The organism is Haladaptatus sp. DYSN1, assembly GCF_029489995.1.
Lineage (GTDB): Archaea > Halobacteriota > Halobacteria > Halobacteriales > Halococcaceae > QDMS2.
In genome coordinates this window covers 2,087,868-2,112,196 of the sequence record NZ_CP120470.1, presented here as the reverse complement: position 1 = coordinate 2,112,196, position 24,329 = coordinate 2,087,868, and the positions used below count along the sequence as shown (strand labels likewise).

Annotated in this window: 20 protein-coding genes and 1 tRNA gene; 4 read left to right on the top strand and 17 right to left on the bottom strand. The window is 60.7% G+C overall.

Translation table 11 applies throughout. The annotated features are described in order from the left end of the window. Nucleotide 1 precedes the first annotated feature (1 nt). The 4 genes from P0648_RS11230 to P0648_RS11215 form a co-directional block, all read right to left on the bottom strand. Nucleotides 2–880: a succinate dehydrogenase/fumarate reductase iron-sulfur subunit gene (locus P0648_RS11230; protein WP_276247161.1), complete on the bottom strand. Its 879-nt coding sequence runs from the start codon at nt 878–880 to the stop codon at nt 2–4. Nucleotide 881: 1 nt separating this feature from the next. Further along, complete coding sequence (locus tag P0648_RS11225) at nt 882–1,250, bottom strand: succinate dehydrogenase hydrophobic membrane anchor subunit (RefSeq protein ID WP_276247162.1); 369 nt, start codon at nt 1,248–1,250, stop codon at nt 882–884. Nucleotide 1,251: 1 nt separating this feature from the next. Then, nucleotides 1,252–1,647: a succinate dehydrogenase, cytochrome b556 subunit gene (sdhC, locus tag P0648_RS11220; RefSeq protein WP_276247163.1), complete on the bottom strand. Its 396-nt coding sequence runs from the start codon at nt 1,645–1,647 to the stop codon at nt 1,252–1,254. Between the two features lie 82 nt (nt 1,648–1,729). Continuing rightward, on the bottom strand, nt 1,730–2,773 hold the full coding sequence (locus P0648_RS11215; RefSeq protein ID WP_276247164.1) for a succinylglutamate desuccinylase/aspartoacylase family protein: 1,044 nt from the start codon (nt 2,771–2,773) through the stop codon (nt 1,730–1,732). Nucleotides 2,774–2,861: 88 nt separating this feature from the next. Here P0648_RS11215 and P0648_RS11210 point away from each other — a divergent pair, with 88 nt between their 5' ends. Further along, entirely contained in the window at nt 2,862–4,211 is a 1,350-nt protein-coding gene (locus P0648_RS11210; RefSeq protein ID WP_276247165.1) for a RimK family alpha-L-glutamate ligase, read from the top strand. On the opposite strand, the gene P0648_RS11205 is transcribed toward P0648_RS11210, so the two are convergent. From P0648_RS11205 to P0648_RS11185, 5 genes are all read right to left on the bottom strand, one after another. Beyond that, the gene (locus P0648_RS11205) at nt 4,212–4,655 is read right to left on the bottom strand and encodes an NUDIX domain-containing protein (RefSeq protein ID WP_276274867.1); all 444 of its coding nucleotides are present in this window, start codon (nt 4,653–4,655) and stop codon (nt 4,212–4,214) included. It abuts the gene before it with no gap. Between the two features lie 36 nt (nt 4,656–4,691). Then, nucleotides 4,692–6,059, bottom strand: a complete 1,368-nt coding sequence (locus P0648_RS11200) for a cytochrome P450 (protein ID WP_277504025.1) — start codon at nt 6,057–6,059, stop codon at nt 4,692–4,694. 58 nt (nt 6,060–6,117) lie between these two features. Next, on the bottom strand, nt 6,118–6,684 hold the full coding sequence (locus tag P0648_RS11195) for a DNA-3-methyladenine glycosylase (protein ID WP_276247167.1): 567 nt from the start codon (nt 6,682–6,684) through the stop codon (nt 6,118–6,120). A gap of 37 nt (nt 6,685–6,721) precedes the next feature. Further along, a complete protein-coding gene (gene cysE / locus P0648_RS11190) occupies nt 6,722–7,228 on the bottom strand; it encodes a serine O-acetyltransferase (RefSeq protein ID WP_277505874.1) in 507 nt (168 codons plus the stop codon). Nucleotides 7,229–7,560: 332 nt separating this feature from the next. Next, on the bottom strand, nt 7,561–8,715 hold the full coding sequence (locus tag P0648_RS11185) for an acyl-CoA dehydrogenase family protein (RefSeq protein ID WP_276247168.1): 1,155 nt from the start codon (nt 8,713–8,715) through the stop codon (nt 7,561–7,563). Between the two features lie 157 nt (nt 8,716–8,872). On the opposite strand from P0648_RS11185, the gene P0648_RS11180 reads away from it, so the two are divergent. Continuing rightward, the gene (locus P0648_RS11180) at nt 8,873–10,837 is read left to right on the top strand and encodes a 3-hydroxyacyl-CoA dehydrogenase/enoyl-CoA hydratase family protein (protein WP_277504022.1); all 1,965 of its coding nucleotides are present in this window, start codon (nt 8,873–8,875) and stop codon (nt 10,835–10,837) included. Nucleotides 10,838–10,987: 150 nt separating this feature from the next. Then, nucleotides 10,988–11,062, top strand: a tRNA-Glu gene (locus P0648_RS11175). A gap of 207 nt (nt 11,063–11,269) precedes the next feature. Here P0648_RS11175 and P0648_RS11170 read toward each other — a convergent pair. Next, entirely contained in the window at nt 11,270–11,830 is a 561-nt protein-coding gene (locus tag P0648_RS11170; RefSeq protein WP_277504021.1) for a hypothetical protein, read from the bottom strand. Between the two features lie 60 nt (nt 11,831–11,890). Beyond that, the gene (locus tag P0648_RS11165; RefSeq protein WP_276247171.1) at nt 11,891–12,040 is read right to left on the bottom strand and encodes a hypothetical protein; all 150 of its coding nucleotides are present in this window, start codon (nt 12,038–12,040) and stop codon (nt 11,891–11,893) included. Between the two features lie 482 nt (nt 12,041–12,522). Here P0648_RS11165 and P0648_RS11160 point away from each other — a divergent pair, with 482 nt between their 5' ends. Continuing rightward, nucleotides 12,523–15,000 (top strand): long-chain fatty acid--CoA ligase, encoded by a 2,478-nt coding sequence (locus tag P0648_RS11160; protein ID WP_276247172.1) that lies wholly within the window; start codon nt 12,523–12,525, stop codon nt 14,998–15,000. Here the strand turns inward: P0648_RS11160 and P0648_RS11155 are convergent, their stop codons facing one another. From P0648_RS11155 to P0648_RS11130, 6 genes are all read right to left on the bottom strand, one after another. Beyond that, nucleotides 15,001–15,654 carry a helix-turn-helix domain-containing protein gene (locus P0648_RS11155; protein WP_276247173.1) on the bottom strand — a complete coding sequence of 218 codons (654 nt, stop codon included), beginning with the start codon at nt 15,652–15,654 and terminating at the stop codon, nt 15,001–15,003. It lies immediately after the preceding gene. 196 nt (nt 15,655–15,850) lie between these two features. Continuing rightward, the gene (locus P0648_RS11150; RefSeq protein ID WP_277504017.1) at nt 15,851–16,393 is read right to left on the bottom strand and encodes a hypothetical protein; all 543 of its coding nucleotides are present in this window, start codon (nt 16,391–16,393) and stop codon (nt 15,851–15,853) included. 59 nt (nt 16,394–16,452) lie between these two features. Further along, nucleotides 16,453–18,444, bottom strand: coding sequence for a SpoVR family protein (locus P0648_RS11145; RefSeq protein WP_277504015.1), 1,992 nt, complete (start codon nt 18,442–18,444; stop codon nt 16,453–16,455). After that, entirely contained in the window at nt 18,441–19,754 is a 1,314-nt protein-coding gene (locus tag P0648_RS11140; RefSeq protein ID WP_277504013.1) for a YeaH/YhbH family protein, read from the bottom strand. Before P0648_RS11140 ends, P0648_RS11145 begins: the two co-directional genes overlap by 4 nt. Next, nucleotides 19,745–22,030, bottom strand: a complete 2,286-nt coding sequence (locus P0648_RS11135) for a PrkA family serine protein kinase (protein ID WP_277504011.1) — start codon at nt 22,028–22,030, stop codon at nt 19,745–19,747. Before P0648_RS11135 ends, P0648_RS11140 begins: the two co-directional genes overlap by 10 nt. Nucleotides 22,031–22,037: 7 nt before the next feature. Continuing rightward, complete coding sequence (locus P0648_RS11130; protein WP_276248474.1) at nt 22,038–24,110, bottom strand: PrkA family serine protein kinase; 2,073 nt, start codon at nt 24,108–24,110, stop codon at nt 22,038–22,040. Nucleotides 24,111–24,329: the final 219 nt, after the last annotated feature.

Genomic DNA, 24,329 nt, shown 5'->3' with positions numbered 1-24,329 from the left:
GTTACCAGAATTTCAGGTTGTTCTTGACCGCTTCACGCTTGAGTTCCTGAATGTGCTCGGTGAGCGGGATGTCCTTCGGACAGACGTTCGTACAGGAGAACTGGGTCTGACAGCGCCAGACGCCGTGTTCCTGCTCGATAATCTGGAGGCGGTGTTGTTTCATGTCCTCGCCCTCGCGCTCGTCCATCGCGAAACGGTAGGCCTTGTTGAGCGCGGCCGGGCCGAGGTACTCGTTGTCGCCGGCGGCGATGTTACACGAGGACATACACGCCCCACACCAGATACACCGGGTGGACATCTTGACCTTCTCTCGGTTCTCGCGCGTCTGACGCTGTTCTTCGCCCTCGGGCAGGTCGTTCGTTTGGAAGTACGGTTCGACCGCTTCCATCTGGTCGTAGAAGTGCTCCATGTCCACGACGAGGTCTTTGACGACCTCCTGGTGGGGGAGCGGTTCGACGCGAACCGGTTCCGAGAGTTCGGAAATCTGGGTCTTACAGCAGAGACGCTGTCGCCCGTTTACGAACATCGCGTCGGAGCCACAGATGGCCTGTCGACACGAGTGGCGGAACGTAAGACTCGAATCGAACAGGTCACGCGCCTGCATGAGCGCGTCGAGAACCGTCATCCCCTGCTTGAATGGGACGTGGAAATCGTCGAAGCGCGGCTCCTTTTTCCCCTCGACCTCGGGGTCGTAGCGGAATACCTTGAGGTGAATCGTCTCCTCGTCGGCTGCGGCGTCGGCTTTCGCCTCCGCCTCACGTTCTGCCTGTCGCTCTCGTTTTTCCGCGAGCCGGCGCTGTTGGTGCTCCGGCTTCGAGGATTGTTCTAGCTCCTGTTCTTGCTCGGGTTCGGATTCGGTTTCGGGAACTTGCGTACTCATTTTAGAGACTCACCCCGGTCATTGCAATCGCCACGCGAATGCCCTGCGCCGTGAGCGCGAGGCCGGCGATGATGAGGACGTACTTCACGACGTTCTTCTGGGTCCCCTGGAGACCCTGGTTGACCAGCGCGTTGTAGACGCCGTTTACGCCGTGGAAGGTCGCTGTGGTGAGGAACAGGACCATCGTGACGAAGTAGCCCGGTTGTTGCATCCGCTGCAGCGTCTGGGCAAACGTGATCTCAGAGGGAAGATTCGCAAAGTGCAGAAGCATGAAGTGGAAGGCCAGAACGACGACCAAGAACGCGGCCGTCAGGCGCTGGAGCAACCAGCGCGTGCCCCCGTACTCGAACGAGGAGTAGCGCTCTGCCATCTTAGAACACCCCGTGCATGAACGTCGGCACACTCGCGACGACGATGGCACCGGTCAGGATGAGCGATGCGTAGAAACTCTTGTCCTCGGCTCCGAGACCGACGCCGAGGTCAACGAACAGCAGTCTGAGGCCGTTGAGGATGTGGAACACAGCCACAGCCAGCAAGCCGACTTCGAGGAATCGAACGAGCATCAGGCTCTCGAGCCCCTGAATGGTGTTGGTGTAGACTGCGGGGTCGCTGGCGGTTGCGGTGCTCAACACGGCGATGTGCGTGAAGAGATAGCCGATAAGAACCCAGCCGGTGAATTTGTGGAAGATCCAAGCCCACATCCCGGCGGAGAACTCCCGCCAGCGGCCGAAGTCCTCGATTAGGCCACGATTGTAAGACTGACTCATGGGTACCTACTGGAAGCGTGGCACTACGGGTGTATAGAAGTTACTAACCCGGCGGAGTGAGCAGTGTGCAAAAGTTGACGATTTATGCCTGTTCGTTCTCGTGGACGGCTTTCATCGCCGCCGTCTGCTCGCGTTCGAGCGCACGTTGGGTCGTTTCGTCGAGTTTCACGAGGTGGCAAATCGGATTGCCTGGGTAGACGAGGGGGTTTTCGAGCACCCCGACGAGCAGGCCCGTAAAGGGCGCTTCGATGGTCGAGGTGTCCGTTTTGAACGGATTCGTGATTTTACAGATACGGTCGCCCTCGTAGACGAGCGCCCCCCGTTCGTAGTGCATATCGACGAGGCCGCCGGCGTCTGCCCGGAGCCACGTCTTCTCGCTCGTGTCCTCGATGATGGTGCGCCAGCCGGGCCACATGACCGACTTCGTCGGTCGCATGCCGAACTCGGCGAAGACGCTCTCTACGCCTTCGAGCGCCCTGTCGATGAGTTCGCGCTGGAAGCGGTGGGCCTCGCCCATCTCGATAGTGATACACGGGACGCCGTAGCGCGTGGCTTCGCCGCGCAGCGACCCGTCGGGGGCCTCTCCCGAGAGGATGACGTTCGACGCGAACGCTTTCGCGAGGCGGGCGACCTTCGCATTCGCCATGTCGCCCCGAACGTGGAGCATGTTCGTCCGGCCGCGCGTCGAGGTATGAAAGTCCAGTGCGAAGTCGCAGGGTTCGATGAAGTTCTTGAAAATTCGGTTGGCCATCCGTTTCGCGCTCGTTCCGTAATCGTTGCCCGGGAACGAGCGATTGAGGTCACGGTCGTAAATCGGGAGATAGCGCTGTTGTGCGATGAACGCGGGGACGTTCATCACGGGAATACAGACGATGGTACCGTGGAGTTCCGAGTGGTCCCATTCGTGGGCGACTTCGCGGACGACTTCGATGCCGTTCAGTTCGTCGCCGTGGGCGGCCGCGCCGATGAACGCCGTCGGACCGGGGTGGTCGCCATTTACGATGGTCACTGGAATCCGAACCGGGTCACCGAGGTACGTCTCGCTCACGGTGTACCGAAAGTTCCGCGTCTCGCCGGGGTCGACCCGCCCGCCGTCGAAGGTGAACGGCGGTGCCGCGTTAGACATACCTGTTCTCTGGGCGGGTAGTATAAAAAGGGTTCACCGTGCGTCTAACACCGTCAATTCTTTTGAAGGGGCCCGAGTAGAGGTGGCCATGACCGATGACATTACTGTAGGTGTGCTGAGCACACACAACAGCAAGGAGACGAAGGCGATCCTCAATGCTGTTGACGACCTTGGTTACGAAACTGAGTGGCTGCGAGACGAGAACACGGTAGTGGACATCGAACACGGTGAAATCTCGTTCGAACCAGACGTGGACATCATCGCGAACCGCCTCCTGCTCTCGAACGTCGAGCAACCGGCGGAACGACTGGGCCTTGCGATGACCTTCGAGAAACTCCGCCCGATGCTCAACACGCCGATGGCGACGATGACGGCGATGCACAAGTTCGCCGCCGCCTCCGCACTCTCCGCAAACGGCATCTCCGTCCCCGACGCACTCCTCGCACTGTCGAGTGACAACCTGAACGCCGGTCGGAACCGCTTCGGCGAGGAAGCCGTGTACAAAACCGCAATCGGCACCCACGGTGGAGGGACCTGGCGGGTCAATCTCGACGACCCAGTCAACCCGAAAGTCGGCACCCGACAGGCGTTCTTGCAGGAACTCATCGAGCGCGACGGCGAGCGCCACCGCGACCTGCGCGTCTACGTCGTCGGTGACAAAATCGTCGGCGCGATGAACCGCTACGCCCCGGAGGACGACTGGCGGACGAACGTCGCCCTCGGCGGCGACGTCGAAGACGCGAGCCAACGGCTTCCGGACGAAGTCCGCGAGATGGCCCTCAAATCCAAGGAAATTATCGGTCTCGACTACGCTGGCGTGGACATCGTCGAAGGCGAAGACGGCTGGTACGTCCTCGAAGTTAACCCGACCGCTGGGTTCAAGGGCCTCTACGAGGCGACTGGCCGCAGTGCCGCGCCGTATATCGCGCAACTGGCTATCGAGGCGGCGGGCGGCGAGGTAGACGGAGAGCGCGTCCGCGAACTCTCTGCCACCCTCGACGACTCCGTGCCGGCGTGTAAGCCACGCCGCGCACAGAAAGCTCCCTCCGAGCCAATCATCGTCGGCTACACGGAGGAAGTTCACGTCTCAGGTACCCGCGGCAGTCGCACCATCCTCGCGAAATCCGACACGGGCGCAAAGCGCACCTCTATCGACGCGCAACTCGCCGCCGAAATCGGAACGGGCCCCATCAAGAACATCGTCCGGGTCAAATCCGGCAGCCTGAAATCCGGTCGCTCGCGCCCCGTCGTCGACCTCGTCGTCGGTATCGGCGGCACCCAGCACACGGTGACGGCGAGCATCGAGGACCGCAGCCACATGGACTACCAGCTCCTGCTCGGCCGCGACATTCTGAAGCACTACCACGTCGACGTGCGCCGCCTCGCAGAGGAGGATTTCTCCGAGGACGAGGAAGAAGAGCAGGATATCGAAGAGTAACTACCGCGTATCGCCCAGATAGACGGGCGTTTTTTCGTTTTCTTCTGCCGTCAGCAGCGACGCGAGTTTTCGCGGGTAAAACGCCTCGCGCTCTAAGTCAGTCACTCTGAGCCACTGACAGCCGACCTGATGTGGGTCGTCGGTATTGGCCGACTGGACTTCCCCCTTGATGCGCTCACAGCGAAAGAGGAAATTCGTCTGCTGGCGACCCTCGTGGCCGTGGTTCTCGGGGATGAACTCCTGGACGGCGAGCAGCGGCCCGACCGAGATATCGATACCAACCTCTTCGCTCACTTCGCGCCGAAGCGTCTCGTGGAGGGTCTCGCCGGGGTACTGGCCGCCACCGGGGGTCAGGTACCAGCGGTCGCCGTTTCGCTCGTTTTCGGTCGTGAGGAGACGGCCGTCTTCGACGATGACTGCACGGGCGGCAGTGCGGATGGACATGCACATTCTCAGAAACCGGGCGATAAAACGGTTTGCTCACGCCGACCGTCGGCGCGGAACGACGACGATTGGCGACTTCGGTCGCGTGGTAATCGACGGTTTGAGGTTGAGGTCGCGTTCAGAGATGAGGTCGAAGCGGAACCGTTGGTACATCGTGGCGAGCACCAACACCGCCTCCAGCATGGCAAATCGTTCCCCGATGCACTTGCGCGGGCCGCCGCCGAAGGGGAAGTAGGCGAACCGTGGTAATCGGGCGGCGAAAGCTTCGGTCCAACGGTCGGGGTCGAACTCGTCCGGGCTTTCGAAGTAGCGTGGATCGCGGTGGACGACCAGCTGGTTCATTGCGACGACCGCACCGGCAGGAATTCGGTAGCCACCGATTTCGTCGGGTTCGATGGCTTCACGAATGATGCCGAAGACGGGGGGATAGAGTCTGAGCGCCTCTTTCACGATATTCTCCGTGTAGGTGAGCGAGCACACGTCTGCAAACGTCGGAGTTCTCCCACCGAGAACGGTATCCAGTTCCGCTTCGAATTTCGCCGTTACTTCGGGGTGGGTTGCAATGGAGTGAACGGCAAACGTGAGCGCGACCGCCGTCGTTTCGTGCCCGGCGAACAACAGGGTGAGCAGTTCGTCTTTGAGCTGTTCGTCGGTCTTTGGCGTTCCTGAGTCCGCTTCAGCCCGCAGTAGCATCGAAATTACGTCGTCACCGGCAGCCCCCGCTGTTCTGCGCTCGACGATGAGTTCAGTGAGTATTCCGTCTAGCGTATCGAGTGCTCGTCGGTATCGTCGATTGCTCGGCGTCGGTACCCACATCGGCGGCGTGAGAGGCGAACTGGTCCGTCGCATGAGATGGGCGAGCACGACGTTGACGGCTTCGGTAATCGCTCGTTCGTCCTCGCGAATATCAACGTCGAACAGAGCGTGGGCGACGATTTCGAGCGTCAACTGACTCATCTGGGGCTGGAGGTCCTGTGGGACGTCGCCTTGCCACGTATCGAGTAGCCGCGTTGTGAACGCCGTCATGGTATCTGCGAAGCGTGCGATGCGGGTGGGATGAAACGCCGGTTGGACGAGTTGGCGTTGCTGACGCCATAGGGCACCGTCGCTCAGCAACAGTCCCTCGCCGATGAAATCGTCGAATTGCGCCGTGAGAAACGACCCCTTCTGGTAGTTCTTCTGGTTGTGAATGAGGACGTGTTCGATGTGTGCCGGGTGATTGAGCTGGTAGAACTGACGCCCGAGAACGGTAAAGTTCACCACGTCGCCGTAGCGTGCGGCGCACTCACGGAGAAACGAAAAGGCGTCGCGACCAAACTGGAGCGTGTTGCCGAGTAACGGAACCCCTGCGGGACCTGGTGCTTGGTCGTCCACCGGCATCGGGGCTGCCAACTGTTGTGACACATACTATACACGATGGGTGAGGACAAAAGCGTGAACCCTGCGAATCGAACGTGTTCGTTCAATCAATCGCCCGCCAGATGTAGCGACTCGCGTAACTGCGATACGGTCGCCAGTCTTCTGCCTTCTCGACCATCGCCGGTTCCGCCTCCAAGGCGTAGAGTTTAGCCATCCCATTGCGGATTCCCAAATCTTCGACGGGAAACACGTCTTCGCGTGCGAGGACACTCATCAGGAACATCTTCGCCGTCCAGACGCCGACGCCCGTGATTTCGGTCAGGTCGTCGATGACCTCCTCGTCGGTCATCTCGGCGAAGTAGTCGTGTGAGATGCCGTCGTCGAAGTGGTCGGCGATACTCCTGACGTAGCGAATCTTCTGTCCCGAGAGGCCCACGTCTCGCAGTCCGTCTTCGTCGGCGGCGCGGATACCGTCGGGCGTGATTTCGTAGCGGTCGAACAGGCGTCCTCGGATGGCCGCTGCGGACTGCACGGAGAGTTGCTGGTTGATAATCGCCGTCACGAGGCGGGCGAAGGGGTCCTCCGCGCGTTCGAGCGGAATCTCGCCGTGTTCGTCGATGAGTCTGGAGAGCGTCTCGTCTGTTCGGAGGTGGGCGTACACGTCAGTCACACCGAAATGGAGAACCCAGATGCAAAAAGCGGTTTGCCTACTCGACGGCTTTTGCGGGCACGCCAATCATCGTCGCGCCGGGGGCTACGTCCTCGATGACGACGGCTCCGGCCCCGATTTGTGCGTCGTCCCCAACCGTAATCGGGCCGAGCAGCGTCGCGTGTGCGCCGAGCAGTACTCCGTCGCCGAGCGTCGGGTGTCGCTTTTTCGGGTCTTCTGACGTACCGCCAAGCGTGATCCCGTGGAACATCACCACGTCGTCGCCAATGACGGCGGTTTCCCCGATGACGACGCCCATCCCGTGGTCGATGAACAGGCGGCGGCCGATTTTCGCCCCCGGGTGAATCTCGATGCCGGTGAGAAAGCGCGCGAATTGCGAGATGATTCTGGCGATGAGACGAAAGCCGCGGGTGTGGAATCGGTGGGCGAGCCGGTGAAAGAGGAGTGCGTGAACGCCCGGGTAGGTGAGGGCTTCGGCCGTGGATTTCGCGGCGGGGTCGTTTTCGATTACGGTTCGAACGTCTTCGCGGAGTCGGCTGAACATTGGATGTGAGATGGCTGAGTGGTCGTCGGACGGGACACAGACGTGAGCAGGAAAATCAGCAACAACAGCCAGCCGCGAGCGTGCGCTGGTGAGCGAGCGAATCCGCAGTCGAGTCACGGGCTGTGACGACCATCGATATGCGTGCTAAGAGAGGGTGTCCTAAGAGCGTTTCCCGTCGGCGTGGCGAAATTGCGAGAATGAAGAAACGAGGTCGGTGCGGATGCGGTGCGGAAGGGAGGATTAGCAGCCGAGCGAGCGCGGACGCGCTCGCACCGCTTTTTGATGAACCTTTTTCGCGGCGCGCTTTCATGTGCGCCGCCCAAAAAGTTGCGTTAGAAGCCTTTCCCTAACAGCTCACGGGCGATGATGTTCTTCTGAATCTCGGTGGTACCCTCGTAAATCTGGGTAATCTTCGCGTCGCGGTAGAAGCGCTCGACGTCGAAGTCGTTGACGTAACCAGCGCCACCGTGGATTTGGACGGCTTCGTCTGCAACGTCCACAGCGACGCGCGAGGAGAATTCTTTGGCCATGGAGGCGAGTTTCGTCAGCAGGCCGTCCTCGTTGTCGACAGACCACGCGGACTTGTAGGTGAGGTTGCGGGCGGCCTCGGTGCGGGTGTACATGTCTGCGAGTTTGTGCTGGATGGCCTGGAAGTCGCCGATTGGGCGGCCGAACTGCTCGCGTTCTTTGGCGTAGTCGAGGGCACGCTCAGAGGCTCCTCGGGCGATACCGACGCCCTGTGCGGCGACGCCGGTGCGGGTTTCGTCGAAGAACTGCATCTGCTGCAGGAAGCCCATGCCGCGAGTGCCGATGAGGTTCTCTTCTGGCACGCGGACGTTGTCGAAGATGAGTTCGGCCGTGTCGCTCGCTCGGATGCCGAGTTTGCCGGTGATTTTGTCGGCTTCGAAGCCGTCGCGGTCGGATTCGACGATAATCTGGGAGAAGCCGTTGTAGCGGCCGTCGGCGTCGGGGTCGGTCTGACAGAGAACGACGAAGAAGTCACCGACCGAACCGTTCGTAATCCACATCTTGTTGCCGTTTACGACCCACTCGTCGCCGTCTTTCTCGGCCTTCGTGGAGACGGAGGAGACGTCAGAACCGGTGTCGGGTTCGGAGATGGCAGCACCCATGATGGAATCGCCGCTCGCGATGCCGGGGAGGTACTCCTCTTTCTGTTCGTCGGTGCCGAATTCCATGATGGCTTCCCCGCCGAAGCCGGTGGAGGTCAGACAGAGACCGATGCCGGGGTCTGCGGCGAACAGTTCTTCGATGATGATGGCGAGTTCGAGCGTCGAGTAGCCAGCGCCCCCGTACTCGATTGGGATGTTTGCACCGAGCAGGCCCATGTCGGCGGCTTTGTCGATGATGTCGTGGGGGTACTTTTCTTCGACGTCGTACTCCGTCGCGACAGGTTTAATCTCGTTTTCTGCGAACCGGCTAATCTCTTCACGAATCTGCCGTTGTTCGTCCGTTAGGCCAAACTCCATGGCGGTGTGAATGAGGATAGCATACTTAATTCCTTGTAACCAGCTGTAAACTAAATTCGGGTTTTTCCACCCCGTAGATAAACTACTCGTGAGTTTTGAAAATCACCCAAGGAAAACGTTGAAACCCCTGTGACGTGGACATACGACCAGACGTATCATGGAACTTGATGACATCAACACTATTGCGGTTCTCGGAGCCGGGAACATGGGCCACGGTATCGCCGAAATTGCGGCCCTCGCCGGTTACAACGTAACCCTCCGCGACATCAAAGACGAGTTCGTCCAGAACGGCTACGACAACATCGAGTGGTCGCTACAGAAACTCGCAGAGAAGGACCAGATCTCAGAAGAGGAGGCAGACGCCGCCCTCGAACGGATTACTCCACTTGTGGACCTGGCAGAGGCCGTCTCGAACGCCGACTTCATCATCGAAGTCGTCCCCGAGAAGATGGACATCAAGAAGGAAGTCTACGCTGAAGTCGAGGAGCACGCTCCCGACCACGCCATCTTCGCGACCAACACCTCTTCGCTCTCCATCACGGAACTCTCCGAGGTCACCGACCGCCCAGAGCACTTCTGTGGGATGCACTTTTTCAACCCGCCCGTCCGCATGGCGCTGGTCGAGGTCATCACTGGCGCGTACACGAACGAGGACACCCTGAAACTGACCGAGGAACTCGCCGAGTCCTTCGGGAAGACGCCAGTCCGCGTGCGCAAGGATAGTCCCGGTTTCATCGTCAACCGCGTGCTCGTCCCGCTCATGAACGAGGCCTGCTGGATCGTCGAAGACGGCACGGCGACCATGGAGGAAGTCGATTCCACCGTCAAGTTCGACATCGGCCTTCCGATGGGCGCGTTCGAGCTCGGTGACCAGGTCGGCAACGACGTCACCTACCACGTCCTCGAATACATGCACGAAGTGCTCGGCGACGCCTACGAGCCTTGCCCACTGCTCGAGGAAACCGTCGAGAACGAACACTACGGCAAGAAGGTCGGCAAGGGCTTCTACGACTACGAGGACGGCGACGGCGCGAACATTCCGACCGACAAGGGCCGCGAGGACGTGAAACACCGTCTCCTCGGTATCATGGCGAACGAAGTCGGCAACCTCGTCGGGAACGATGTCGCACCCGCGAAGGACGTAGACGAGGCAGTCATGCTCGGCGCAGGCTTCCCGAAGGGGCCAGCCAAGATGGCTGACGAAGTCGGCCTCTCGGTGCTCGTCGAAGCCCTCGACGACCTCCACGAGGAGACCGATGCAGCACGCTACGAGGTCGCAGACGCCCTCCGGGAGCACGCAGAAGAAGGCGGCTTCTACGCCGGCGAGGACGAATCGGTCGAGTTCTCGACCATCGAACTCGAGTACCCTGGCGACATGATTGGCCACATCATCCTCTCGCGCGAGGCCCGCATGAACACGGTCAACGAGGAGATGCTGGACGACCTCTCGAACGCCATCGACCTGCTCGAAGCCGACGACGAGGTCCGCGCCATCCTCATCACCGGCAAGGGCGGTCGCGCATTCTCCGCCGGTGCAGACGTCTCCTCGATGGCCGGCAGCGCGGACCCACTCGACGCCATCGACCTCTCGAAGAAGGGCCAGGAGACCTTCGGCAAACTCGAATCCTGCTCGATGCCCGTGCTCGCAGCCATCGACGGCTTCGCGCTCGGTGGCGGGTTCGAACTCTCGATGTGTGCGGACCTCCGCATCGCCTCCGAACGCTCCGAGATTGGGCTCCCAGAACACAGCCTCGGCCTCCTGCCGGGCTGGGGCGGCACCCAGCGTCTCCAGCGCCTCGTCGGCATGAGCCGCGCGAAGGAGATTATCTTCACCGCAGAGCGCTTCGACGCGGAGACGATGTACGACTACGACGTCATCAACGAAGTCGTCTCGAACGACGACTTCGAGGAGCGCGCTCACGAACTGGCCGCGAAGCTGGCCGGTGGGCCGCCAATCTCCCAGAAGCTCACGAAGCGCGCGATGCTCCGTGGCTGGGAGAACGTCGACGCTGGTCTCGAACTCGAAGCAAGCGCCTTCGGTCACCTCATGGGGACCGACGACCTCATGGAGGGCGTAACCGCCTTCATGAGCAAGCGCGACCCAGAGTTTGAGGGCAAATAACACAGCGCCGACGGAACGGAACGTTTAAACTTTTCTCCGCAAAACGCAGTAATGTACCCTGACGAAGCAGGGGAATCGGTCGACAGCAGGTGGATGAGCTCCACTGTCTGACCGAGCGAAAGCAATCCGTGGTCACACGGAACGAAGTAAGCTCCGTTGGTGTAGTCCGGCCAATCATTTCGGCCTTTCGAGCCGATGACCAGGGTTCAAATCCCTGACGGAGCATTTCTCTCGAAGCAACGTACCGAGCGACAGCGAGGGATGTTTGGATTTCGTAATGCAGAGGAAGGGATTTGAGCAGACGAGTCGCAGCGCGTGAACAAAGCGAACGCAGTCGTCTCGTCGAGTTCGTATCCCTGACGGAGCACTTTTCCAAATTCAACGTTCACAAGCGACGCGTTTTATCGCGTCTTCGGTTTGATTCGACGCCATTCACCCCGAGTCGATGATTTCGACGCGTCCATCCGCAGTCGTCAATCTAACGTAGAAGTTCGCGGCGAAGTAGTTCGATTTCTCGAAGCGAACGGTGAGTGTCTCGATGACCTGTGAGCTGTCGCCGTTGCCAGATTGCTCGGTGAGTTTCGCGTGGACTGTTCCATTGGCGTTGAGGAGTTCAGTGAGCTGCAGCGAGTACCCGCCACTGGGGAGGACTGCCTGAAAGATGAACAGGCTAAAGCGGTCGAAGTCTGTCTCCTTGACGAACGTGAGCAACTTCATACTTCCCTCGAATTGGCTGAGGTAGTCGGTGTTGAACCGGGCGGTTTCTGGAGCCTCGTTCAGGAGGGTTACGAATCGCCGTTCGGGATTCGCGCCGGTCAGGCCGCCCTCGATGATGCGGCGGTTCTCGTCGTAGGTCTGTTGTCTGAGTGTGATGCGTGGGTGGGTAGGTTGTTCACTGGTCGATGAGGACGAATTCGCGGGGCCGAGTGTGGAACAGCCAGCGAGGAGACTCCCGCCTGCTGCGAGCGATTTGAGTGCCGCGCGACGGCGCATATGCTCTCAAAAGAAGATGCCTCGGAAAAAATGTGTTGTCCCCCACCCCGCGTGGTAGAATTAGTCGACGTAGTGGCTCCAGACCATCTCTTCTAGGTACTCGCGCTGGTCCTCTTCTCCCCCATCAGCCTTGATGTCCGTTGGTTTCTCGACGAGCGGGACGATTGGCGCACCGGTGTTTTCACCGTCGGTGTACTGACGTGCAGTCATCACTGCCAAAGTCTACGCATCAGTAGATAAACTTAATTATTGTTAATTAGAGATTCAGTAAAGTGGACAGAACAGTTCGGATTTAAAGTACATTATTTTCTGACGTTTCGCGTGTGTATCCGCCATCTATCACCGCTCTACACCTTCTCGTGGTGAACGACGAGCCGGCAGCAGAACTGGGGCGTATCTGAGGACTGGAGAGCGGTTCCCGCTGCCGATTATTGCTTATAAATACCCGTGTATGCGCCGGACAAAAGACATGGGACCGTGCTAGGAATCAACAGCCGAAGACAGCAATCGACGTGACAGGTCGCTTCTCGGATCGCTCCGGCAGCACGGCGACTCATTCCACAGACACTCGATGGTCGCACGCACCACTCTCGAGGCGACCACCGTGGCTCGTGTCGCATTCGCGGCCGGCCTGTCCGCTGATTGCACACGATTTCGCTTCTCGGCGGAGTCGTTTTCATCTCTCACCCACCATGTCAGAAATCGAATCACGGTCCACAGGTCACCGCACGAACGCACACCAGACCCCGACGTATCGCCGGTTATGGGCACGCCGCCCGCTCTTCGGAAGCAGTCTCCTTCTCATCGCCGGGGCCCTCATCGCAATCGCGCCGTTCGAACTCCCGCGCTACGCGAACATGCCGGGGGCGTTTACGTCCGCGGGCTTGCTGTTCGCGTTCCTCGTCGTCCTCTGTGGCGCCGCCGCGTACGTCCAGCCGAGTCTGTCCACGTTTTTCGGCGTCGGGGGCATCCTCTTCTCCATCGCCTCGCTCATGGGGGCGTTCAGCGTATACTCCATCGGGACCGTCTTCGGCGTCGTCGGAGGGGTTCTCTGTGCCGTCTGGGAGCCGGCTGTCGAATCGGAAGGGGAAGCAGTTACATCCGGTGAAGCCGTTGGAAAAAATATGACTGCGGCCGACTGTCGAACGGCGGAAACCGACTACAGCGACGAGGTCATCGCCGACGACACGATTCCACGAATGTTCGAGGCGAGCGCGAACCGCAATGCACGGCGCGACGCCCAGATGTACAAGGCCGGCATCTACGACCGGTCGCTGGTTCCAGACGTAGTGAAGGAACCGACCGACGGGCAGTTCGGGTGTATCAGCTACGCGAAGATGCAGGACATCGTCCACAACTTCGCTGCGGGCTTCCGTGAACTCGGCGTCGAAGACGGCATGCGAGTCGGGATGTTCGCGAACACTCGCATGGAGTGGGCCCAGTGTGACTTCGCACTGCTCGCCGCGGGCGGGGTCGTGACGACGGTGTACACCGAGTCCTCGCCCACGCAGGTCGAGTACCTCCTCTCTGACCCCGGCGCTCGGGGCGTGGTCGTCGAGAACGAAACCCTCCTCGAACGCGTCCTCGAAGTCGAAGATAATCTCGACCTCGAGTTCATCGTCGTGATGGACGAACTCTCAGAAGCGTACGGTGGCGACAACGCGTTCACGCTCAGCGACGACGAGAACGGCGACGTCGCCGCGTCAGATGGTATCCGCGACGACATCTACACGCTCGCGGAGGTTCACGAACTCGGCGCGTCTGCCTTCGACGAGGACGCCTACGAACAGTGGCTCGTAGACCGGTCGCTCTCCGACCTCGCGAGTCTCATCTACACTTCCGGCACGACCGGTCGCCCGAAGGGAGTGCGGCTCACCCACGCAAACTTCCGGGCGAACGTGAACCAGATTCGCCGGCGGTTCGCCCCGCGACCCGACCGCGACCCCGACGTGCCGTCGCTCGACGCGGATGCGACGACGCTCTCGTTCCTACCGCTCGCACACGTCTTCGAGCGGACCGCTGGTCACTTCGTGATGTTCGCCTCCGGGGGGACAGTGGCCTACGCAGAGAGTGCGGACACCGTGAGCGAAGACATCGTTCGCGTGCGCCCCACGACGGCGACGAGCGTCCCGCGCGTCTACGAACGCATCTTCGACTCGATGCGCGAGCAGGCGAGCGAATCCGACGTGAAAGAGCGCATCTTCAATTGGGCCGTCGGCGTCGGTCGGGAGTACTATCGCGTGGCTGACCCCGGGCCAGTCTTGAAGGCGAAATACTTCGTCGCGAACCAGCTCGTCTTCTCACAGGTCAAAGAGCAGATGGGCGGCAACATCGAGTTCTTCATCTCCGGTGGCGGGAGCCTCTCGAAGGAACTCGCGGAACTGTTCCAGGGAATGGACCTCACCATTCTCGAAGGCTACGGTCTCACCGAAACTGCACCCGTGCTGACCGTCAACCCGCCCGAGGACCCGCGTCCCGGCACGCTCGGCGTCCCGCTCGTGGACGTGGAGACGAAGTTCGACGAAACCGTCGTCTCCGACGACCAGCGCGAGAAAGCCTCGGGCCCCATCGGCGAACTGCTCGTGAAGGGGCCGAACGTGACCGAGGGCTACTGGATGAACTCGGAAGCGACTGCGAATGCGTTCACGAAAGACGGCTGGTTCCGCACCGGGGACATCGTCGAGGAGGCCGACGACGGCTACCTCGTCTACCACGACCGCCTGAAGCAACTGCTCGTCCTCTCGACCGGTAAGAACGTCGCCCCCGGCCCCATCGAGGACGCCTTCGCGACCAGCCCACGGGTCGAGCAAATCATGGTCCTCGGCGACGACGAGAAGTTCGTTTCTGCGCTCATCGTCCCGAACTTCGAGAACCTGCGCGACTGGGCCGACCGCGAGGGCATCGACCTGCCCGCAGACGAGGCGGCGATGTGTGACGACCCACGAGTCGAACAATGGATTCGCGCGGAAGTTACCGAGAAGAACAAGCAGTTCAGCAAGTCCGAGAAGATAAAGAAGTTCGAACTGGTCCCCGTCGAGTGGACCCCCGAGAACGACCTGCTCACGCCGTCGATGAAGATGAAGCGCCGCAACATCCTCTCACGGTTCGATGACGCCGTGGACAGCATCTACGGTGAGGCAGAGGCGGAAAAGGCGGCGACGTCGTCGTAATCAACGAACGAGCGACGTCAGCACACGCGATTCGGCTTTTCTCAGGTGCTCGTCGACCGTGCTCGGCGCACACCCCAGTTCTGCTGCGATGTCTTTGTGGGTTGCCCGTCGCGGAATCTCGTAGTACCCCTGTTCGACCGCCGTCTGGAACACTTCGAGTTGGCGGTCGGTGAGCGAGGAGAGCAGATTTCTACCGTCGGGACTGTAGCGGCCCACCTGCTCGACCGAGATGCGAATCGAGTTCGGAATCTCTTCGAGGGCCTGTCTGAGCATGTCGTGCGTGCCGACGACGGTGGTCCTGATGCCGCCGGTTCCCGTGAACTTGAGCGGCGTGTCGATGATGAGCGCGTACTTCTGGGCGAGTTTCATCAACGTTCCCGCCGGTTCGCCGGGAACGACGTGGAAATAGATGTGAAACACGTCGTCGTTCACGTCGAGCAGGTCGTAGTTCAACACGGCGTCCTCCGCGCAGAGTTCGTCGATGAGCGGTTCGGGGTCGCCGCTGAGTCTGTAGAGCAAGACGCCGGTGCCGTCACCGAGCGAATTTACGTGCATCAGCGATTCACGGGTGACACCGGGAAAGTCGGCGATGGCTTTGTCGACCGGGTGAATCGCGCCGTCTTCGGGTGTCAGGGTGAAATCGAAATACCTCATATCGTCACTGGGGTGGAGCGGGGGTGATTCATCACTACAAATTCTCGTTTTTGGTTTATGGCTTGTGGCTCCTCGCGGCCCGCACTGTGGATACCGTGTTCGCAACTATCCTAATTATTCGTTTGCAATCGTGCAAGCGACGGACAGGACACTGTTTCGCCACCCGACGACGTCGTCGCTGCATCGAATCTGTGGGTTACAGGCGGTCTCCAAGGGATTCGTCTCGCGTAAGCAGCTGGTAGCCGGCGGCAACGCAGATACACACGAACCAGGTGGCCGACCAGACCTCCACTGCAACCTGCGAAACGTAGGGCACGTCCGTCACGGTTGCTCCGACAGTCACGAGGCCGAGTGCGGCGACGCCGAAGTAGTACTCCGTCCAGGTCAGTCCGTACTCCGGTTCGATCGCCATGTACGCCTCCACCTCGCCGACGCGGTTCGCGAGGCGCACGACTTTGTGCTCCTCGTCGTACTCGACGATGTCGAGGTCCGCGAGTTTCGGCAGGTGGGTCTGGTGGAGCGAGACGTAGACGCTCTGGCGGATGTTCTTCGGCGGCGGTGACTGCGACGTCTCGTGTTCTGCGACGAGTTCGGACAGCGTTCGCACGCTCAGTTCTCCTCCCGCATCGCGGAGGGCGTTCAGTGCAAGTCGTCGGCGGTCGTTTCGGAGGACATCGTGAATCTCTCCCGTATCTAGTTCCCCGGTAATCATGGAAACCCCATCGGCCAGTCTCGTCAACTAGCCAAGTAGTCACGCAGGCTGAAAAATGTGAGCGACCTATATCAGAATATCGCCTGTCAGGCCAGCCACTCTTTTGGCTTCGTGTCGTAGTCTATGTCGTCTGCGGCGATGTGTTCGACCTCTTCCCAGGGGAGGTCCTCTACCGTGATGGATTCGCCGTCGTAGCGGAGGAGTTTCCCGCGCTCTTCGGGTTCCGGTTCGCGGTCGCGACGGCGAGCGACCTCGATGGCGTGGTCGTCTACCTCCTTTACGATGGTCTTGAGACACACCGGACGTCCCCAGAGGTCGAAGACGCGCTCTATCACCTGTTTTGCTTGCTGGAGGTCGAGCATGACGCCATTGTAGCGGTGGCCGAGCAACAGTTCGTTACGGTTGTTATAGTTGCCATCCAGCACTAGAACGGTCGGTCGCCCGAAGTTCGTAAACTGGAGCATGAGTTTCTTCTTTACGTCCCGGTGGTCCACGCTCGTCACGCGGAAGTCGCGGGTCGTCTGGACGTACTCGTAGGTGAAGTAGTGGTTCTCGTCGACGAACTCCTGGGTGAGGAACTCGTCTAAGAACGTCACGTCGTTGTGGCTCTCTCGAATCTCGAACATCCGGTCCCAGCCAGCGGTGAAGTCCACGTCCGCGAGCGCCTCGCCGACGTCGGCGTACTGGCTGTCGTCGAACATGTACCGGGAGAATCGTTCGAGTTCCTCCTGCGTGATGCGCTTTACGAACCCCTGGTTCTGCTGTTTGACCAGCGAGAAGTGGCGTTCTGCGAGTCCCTCAAAGGTGAGCACCTTCCACGGGTACTTCTCGACGTCGAACTCGCCCGCTTTCGCCTGTTCGAGTGCCTCCGCGTCGATTCGCGGGTCCTCGGGGTCCAGATTCGACAGCGTCTCGGGGCGAATGGCATCAACCATGCCGTCCGGCTGGAGCGATTCCATCACGGCGTCGAAGTCGATGACGTCGTGGAAGTTGCGCCAGGTAACGCCGTCGATGCGGAGCAGGCGCTCTGCGACCATCGCCCGGTTGGTCGTGTTCTCTACGTACTCCCAGAGTTCCTTGCCGAGTTTGTACGGGTTGAGCCCCGGCGACCCGAGCACCTTCGCCTGGTGGTCGGCGTAGCTGATGAACTCGTCCGCCCCGGCGAAGTGCTCCTCGCCCATCATCACGGACTCCCAGTACGCCGCCCAGCCCTCGTTCATGACCTTCGTCATCTTCTGGGGGGCGAAGTAGTAGGATTCGCGGCGAAGGATTTCGAGCACGTCGCGCTGCCACTCCTCCATGTCGCGGGCCTTCCTCGACTTCTCGTCGAACTGCTTGCCGAAACTCCAGAGGAACGCGAGCAGGTCCTTCTCGGGTTCCGGCGGGAACGTGGGCGTCTCGTCGCCCTTCCGGCGGGCTTCGAGCCACTCTTCGTCGAACACCTCGCGCAGCACCTCTTCTGAGATGTTGAGACTCTTCAGGCGCTCGTCGATGTCTTCCTCGTCGGGCAATCGAGACGCGCGGTAGGACGCAGACCGGAACGGTCGGTGCTGGTCGATGTTGTCCTCCAGACAGAGGATGGAGTCAATCCAGGCTTCGATTTCGGAGCGGTCGATGTCCGGGTCGGCCATGTACTCACCGATGGTTTCGGCGTGGCGTGCGAGCATCGCGGCGGCGTTCGGCTGGGTTTCTGCGAACAGCCGGAACCAGCGGTTGTTGCGGAAGAAGTCCGCGTGGGCTTCGACGTGCGTGATGACCGCCTTCTGGTCGGCCAGCGAGTTCGACACCTGCAGGAAGGCGTTCGAGGGGTTGTCGTTGTTGACGATTTCGAACGCTTTCCCGCCGAGGAACTGCGTCTGCTTTTTCTGCTGTTCGTACTTCATCCCCCAGCGCCAGTGGGGGTAGCGCGTCTGGAACCCGTCGTAGGCGATGAGGGCGTTCATCTCGTCGTAATCGACGATCCAGTAGTTGACCTGGTACGGCTCGAGGCCGAGTTTTCGCGCGAGCGCGTTCGCTTCGCGCACCGGCTCTTCGAGTTTCGCCGCGACTTTTCTGGTTTCGTATTGGTCTCCGGTCATGCTTCCTCCGTGCTCAGGATGGTGTATATCGCGTCGAGGACGTCCTCGGGGCTCGTGACGTAGGCCACGGCCACATTGTCACGCTCCGTGAAGTGGCGCTCGACTTCCTCTGCGTGGGTCGCGTTGATGGCGTTGCCCGAGGGCTGGGTCTCCACGTAGGCGTGGAGGTTCGCGTCGATGCTCTCCATCAACGGGATGACGCGCTCTTCGGTATCGTTCGAGGAGTTCTCGCTGTCCCCGGCGGCGAACACGTAGCGGTTCCACTCGGCCCACGGGTACTCCTCGTCTAGGATGACCTTCGCGAGTTCGTACGCCGAGGAAATCTTCGTCCCGCCACCGGAGCGGATGCCGAAGAACTCCGGTCGTTCGACCTGCCAGGCCTCCGCGTCGTGGGCGATGTAGACGAACTCAGCGTTGTCGTACTTGCCCTGCAGATACCAGTCGAGCGGCGTGAACACACGTTCGACGAGTTCGCGCTTCGTCTCGCGCATCGACCCCGACACGTCGCGGATGTTCACCACGACGACGTTCTTCTCGCGAGTCTCGATGATTTCCGGGTAGCGGTAGCGTTCGTCTTCACGGCGGAACGGCAGGTGCTTGATGCCGTCTCGGCGGATGCGCTCGATGGAAGTCGTCTTCTCTACGTTCTCCTCCATTTCCTCTATCGAGGACCAGGTGGTTCGTTCGTCGGCTGGAATCTCCTCGTAGCGCTTTTCGAGCCACGCCCGCGAGACGGGCATGTGCTGGCCTCGCGCCCACTCGAAGACGGCTTTCGGGCCCCAGCCATCGACTTTCAGCGCCTCAGTGACGTAGTCGCGGTCGAAGTCGAAGGCAAGTTTTCGTTTCAAGCCTTCCTTGAACATCCGCTCGAAGTCGAGCGTACTCGAGGGGCCGGTTCGGGTGATGTCCGTGTACTCACCCTCGATTTCCTCGACGATTTCCTTGCCTTTCGGCTCTAAGTCGAGGCCGAGGGTTTCGTCCAGTTCCTGAGCGAACTCCTCGGGGTCCATCTCGTAGTACTCGTGTTCGCCACCGTCCTTGCCGGGTTTCCCTTCGTCGCCGTCGCCGGGTTGTGGCTGTGGCTGACCGACTGGCGAGCCAACGTCGGGGGTGCCACCCTGGCCCTGGCCGACGCCGCCGCGGTCCCGGCGGTCGTACTCGAAGCCGGGTAAATCGACGATTTTGATGGGAATTTTCACCTGGTGGGGGAGGCTCCGCCCGAGGTCGCCGTACTGGATGAACTCGGCCAGGTCCTGGCGTCGTTCTTCCCCGACTTCACGGTACCGTTCGACGTCGTCTCTCAGTCCCATTTGTACATCACCTGGCTCATGACGTGGCGGCTCGTGAGCTCCGCCGAGGCCTCGGAGTAGTCGAACAGTTCGACCATGTTCTTGATTGTCCGGTCTTTGATACCGGCCGTCTCCGTCCCGCGCGCTGGGTCGTCCCACTGGCGCGGATTGAAGTCGGGATAGATGCGCATCACGTCGTCCCAGTCGTGCAGTTCGAGGACGGTCTTGATGATGGGAATCTCCTTTAAGTTCACGTCCTGGACGTGGAAGTCCTCGTCGCGGTTCTGCCACGCGTGGCGGTTGAGCGCCGTGATAATCTTCTCGCGGCGGAAGTCCTCGACCGGCGCAGTCGGGCGGTTGCCGTTGTAATCTTCGCCGTCGAATCGCCCGAGGTGCTCGGTCTCGAAGATTTTCATCTTGAGCGGGTCCGGGTCGACGGACTCACCGCGGGCGTTCACGATCTGTTCCTCGTTCGCCCACGCGTAGACGTGTTCGACGTACTCCTCGACGGTCGCCTCGTCGACGCGCTTTTCGCGCATTATCGCCTGGAGGACGTCCTGTTCTTGCTGGTGGAAGATGTGGTTTTTCACGGTCACGACGCGGTTTTCGAACTCGGCGCGTTCGCCCGAGGAGAACACCGGCGCTTCGGCCAGTCCCTTCGACATGGCGTTGAGCAGGTCCCGGGGCATGATGACGTGCTGGACCGGCAGGGTCGCGTGGTAGCGTTCCTGCTCGCGGTTCAGCAGGTCCGCGATGATGTCGCGAGTGAAGGTGACAGGAATCCCTCGTTCGCCATCGCGGCTGTCCGGGTCGAACTCGAAGTCGTCGATGTCTCTGCGTTCGTCACCCTCCTGGAGGTAGCCCTGGTCGAACAGGAGCGCCTTGTCCACGAGGTTGAGTCCTGCGGGCAGGTCCTCGTTGTCGAGGCGGGTGACGACGCTGTAGAGCGCCGCCGCCTCGACGGCGTGGGGTGCGAGTTCCTTTTCGACGACCGTGTTTCGGTCGCCGCCGCGCACCTGCAGGCGCACGGGTTGGCGAATCAGGTCGTGAACCTCGTTGTAGTCGTCTTTCTTCCACACCTGCCGTTCGTTGGTCACCTCGCGGCGGACGAGTTCGGCCTCCAGACTCAGATTGGTCAGGTAGCCGAATTCGTGTTTGTCGAGGCGACGCTTGAGCGCCTTCAGTGGGTCCTGGTCGTTGCGCTCTGCGTGCTGGTTGAGTCTGGCTTCTAAGTCCGGGTTCGAGATGATGACCAACTGGGTGTCGATGTCCATTCCGATTCCCTTGTCGAGTTTTACCTGTGACTCGTCGGGTACGTTGAGCAGGCGCTGGAGCAAGTCTGCGTGCTGGGCCGCGTCCTCGACGACGGTGAGGACGCCGTTACCCTGCGAGAGCACGCCGTCGTAACTGAACGCTTGCGGGTTCTTTCGTCCGCGCGAATCGAGTTCGCGGAGCATGCCGGCCATCCACGACCCGACGAGGCGCTCTTTGGGCGTGCCGTCGTCCTCCGAGTGAAGGACGCCGACGCCCTGACCCACGTCCACGACGAAGTTCTTCACGCGCAGGTGTTTTGGGTCCGTGATTGCGCTGAAGAGGTCGTGTTTGCCCTCGCGGCGGTACTTCTCCTCTAAGAAGTTGTACGCCTCGCGGCAGAACGGGTCGAGGCGGCCCTCGACGACCACGTCGATATGGTCGCCGGAGCGCTCGTTGAGTTCGCGGAGTAGTTCGGCGCGAACCTCGCGGGGGAAGACGGTGAGCGGGTGTACCTGCACCGGGCTCTCGTACCAGTCGTCCTCCGTCGTTTCGATTTCGTCACCGTAGGTGAAGCCACTGCCACCGCTGGCCGAGGCGATGTTCCACTCGACGGTGTAGCGACGGCCCTCTTCGGTCATTGAGTAGGCTTGCAGGCCGTTTACGAGACAGCGTTTCAACTCCGACTTGCCGGTGGCGGTCGGGCCGTGGAGCCAGATTATCTTCTCGTCTTTCCCGCGGCGGGCCGCGATAGACCGGAGGTCGTCGACGAAGGCGTTCAGCGTCTCGGTGTTGCCGAGAATCGCGTGTTCGCCGTCGTGTGACGGGTCGTCGAAGAAGCAGTAGCGCTGCTTCTCCTCGCCGTTCTCGATGACGGTGCGCGTGCCGGCCGCCTCGATGGCTTCGAGGAGGTACTTCGTCGCGTGGCTCGCCAGCCGCGGGTTGTCGAGGATGACGTCTACGTACTCCGACAGCGACATCGGCTGTTCGTACGCCTCCCGGAGGGCCTCGTTCGCCGCGGCGATGAAGTCGGTGCCTCTGCTCACGGCATCATCACTCCTCCATCTCCGCCTTCGCGACCTCCGCGCCGGCGAATTCGAGGACTTCTCTGGCCCCTTCGACCGAGTAGCCCTGGTCGACGAGTGCCTCGATCCAGGCGTTGCGCTCGTCGTCGTCGAGTTCTCCGGCCGAGACCAGCGCAGAGAAGTTGATGTTGTGCTTCTTGTCCTCCCACAGCTTGCGCTCTAAGGCGCGGCGGAGGCGTTCGTTGTCCTGCGGGCTGAAACTCGTCCCTTCGCGCGCTCTGCGCGAGACCCAGTTCGACACTTCCTGGCGGAAGTCGTCTTTGCGGTCTTCGGGGATGTCGAGTTTCTCCTCCACGGAGCGGAGGAACTTCTCGTCTGGGCCGGACTCGCGGCCCGTAATCTCGTCTTCCACGGTGTCGTCGTCGATGTACGCCATGACGTGGTCCATGTACTTCTCGCCCTGTCGCTGGATTTCGTCCAGGTCGTAGGCGAGGGCGTGGCGAACGTCTTCGATGGCGCGTTCTTTGTACTCTTCTCTGACTAGCTCGAGGTAGCGGTGGTACCGCTCTAAGTTGTCCTCTGGAATCGAGCCGTGATTCTCCAGGTTCTCCTCTAAGTGGTTGAACATCGTGAGCGGCGCGAGGAACTTCCGGCCGCGGTGCATCGAGTCCATGATGGTCTCTGCGATTTCGTCGCCGATGAACCGCGGCGAGATGCCGTCCATGCCTTCACCGATGTCGGCGGACTCTGCGGCCTCGTCCTGTAACTTTTTCACGTCGACGTCGTCGATGTCGTCGGTCTCGCCGTTGTACGCCTTGGCCTTCTGGAGCAGGTCAACCTGCTCGCTCGACGGCTGTTCGATGCGCGTGAGGACGGCGAACAGGCCAGCCATCTCGAGGGTGTGTGGCTCGACGTGGATGTCGGGCACGTCCGCGTTGCGCAGCATCTTCCCGTAGATTTTCGCCTCCTCTTCGTACTGGAGGACGTACGGGAAGTCGATGCGCTTCGTGCGGTCGTTGAACGCTTCCATCTTCTCGTCGCCTTTCTTTTCGCGGTACTCGGGCATGTTCGTCCGGCCAACGATGACCTGGTCGATGTCCATCCGCGGGTTGTTCTTCGGCTTGATCGTCTGCTCCTGCGTGGCGTGCAGGAAGTCGTAGAGGAACTCGCGCTGTAACTTGAGCAACTCCTCACCGGAGAAGATGCCGCGGTTTGCGTTACAGAACGCTCCCGAGTAGTCGAACGCACGCGGGTCAGATTCGCCGTAGATGGCGATCTTCGAGTAGTTTACGTCGCCGGTGAGCTCGGTCTCGTCCTGATTTTTCTTGTCCTTTGGTTCGAACGTCTCGATGCACTGGCGCTTGTTCTCGTTCGCGACCAGACGCACGATTTCGACGTGGTTCTCCAGGACTTTCTGGAGGTCGTCACCGTAGTTTTCGAGCAGGCGGTCCATGTAGAACTCGCTGGCTGGGTCCAGCGACTGTTCGTTGCGGATGGTGTACGGCGCGTCCAAATTCTCGTTTATCTGTTCCAGAATCTGGTCGCGCTGTGCCTGTGGCAGGAGCACGAGCGGGTCCTGGTTCATCGGCGAGCGGACGTGGTCGTCAGCAGGGTCCTGGTCGTCGATGATGTCACAGAGGTTCGTCCACTGGAAGGTGTACATTCGGCCTTCGTCGCGCATCGTGTAGTCTTCGAAGTACCGCCGGACCTGTCGGTCGAAGTCGGATTTACCCGAGCCGACGGGGCCGAGCAGCAGTTTGATGCGTTTCTCGGGGCCGAGGCCACGCGCACCACTCTTTACCTTGTTGACGAATTCGTGGATGGCTTCGTGGATGACCCGGCCGAAGAAGGTGTTCTCACCCTCGTGGAGGGGGTCTTCGGTCGCCAGTTTGTACTCGACGATACCGGCATCCTCGTTGTACTCGGTGCCGTAGAAGTCGAACATATCGGCGACTCGCTGGTGTGCATTGCGGGCGATTCGAGGGTTCGCTAACACCTCGTTTAAGTACCACGTGAACGTCCGCGTCTCGCGGAAGTCGTCCGGAATGGACGCTCGGTACTCCTCGCTCAGTATTTCTAACGTATCGATGTCACCTGTCATTGTATCACGGACCATTGTCGCCCCGACCGGTTCGGGGACGGGGACCGACCCCACTGGCACGCTGGCTCCTGCGGGCGGACGGGCTGGGCGAAGTGGCTCCATGGCGAAAGCACCACCGTGTGGCCCGGCGTGTCCGTTCCGTACGGTGAATTCGCCGCCGCGCTGAATCCACAGGAATCAGTCGTCCAGAGGGTATCGTATGCCATGTGTGAACTATTA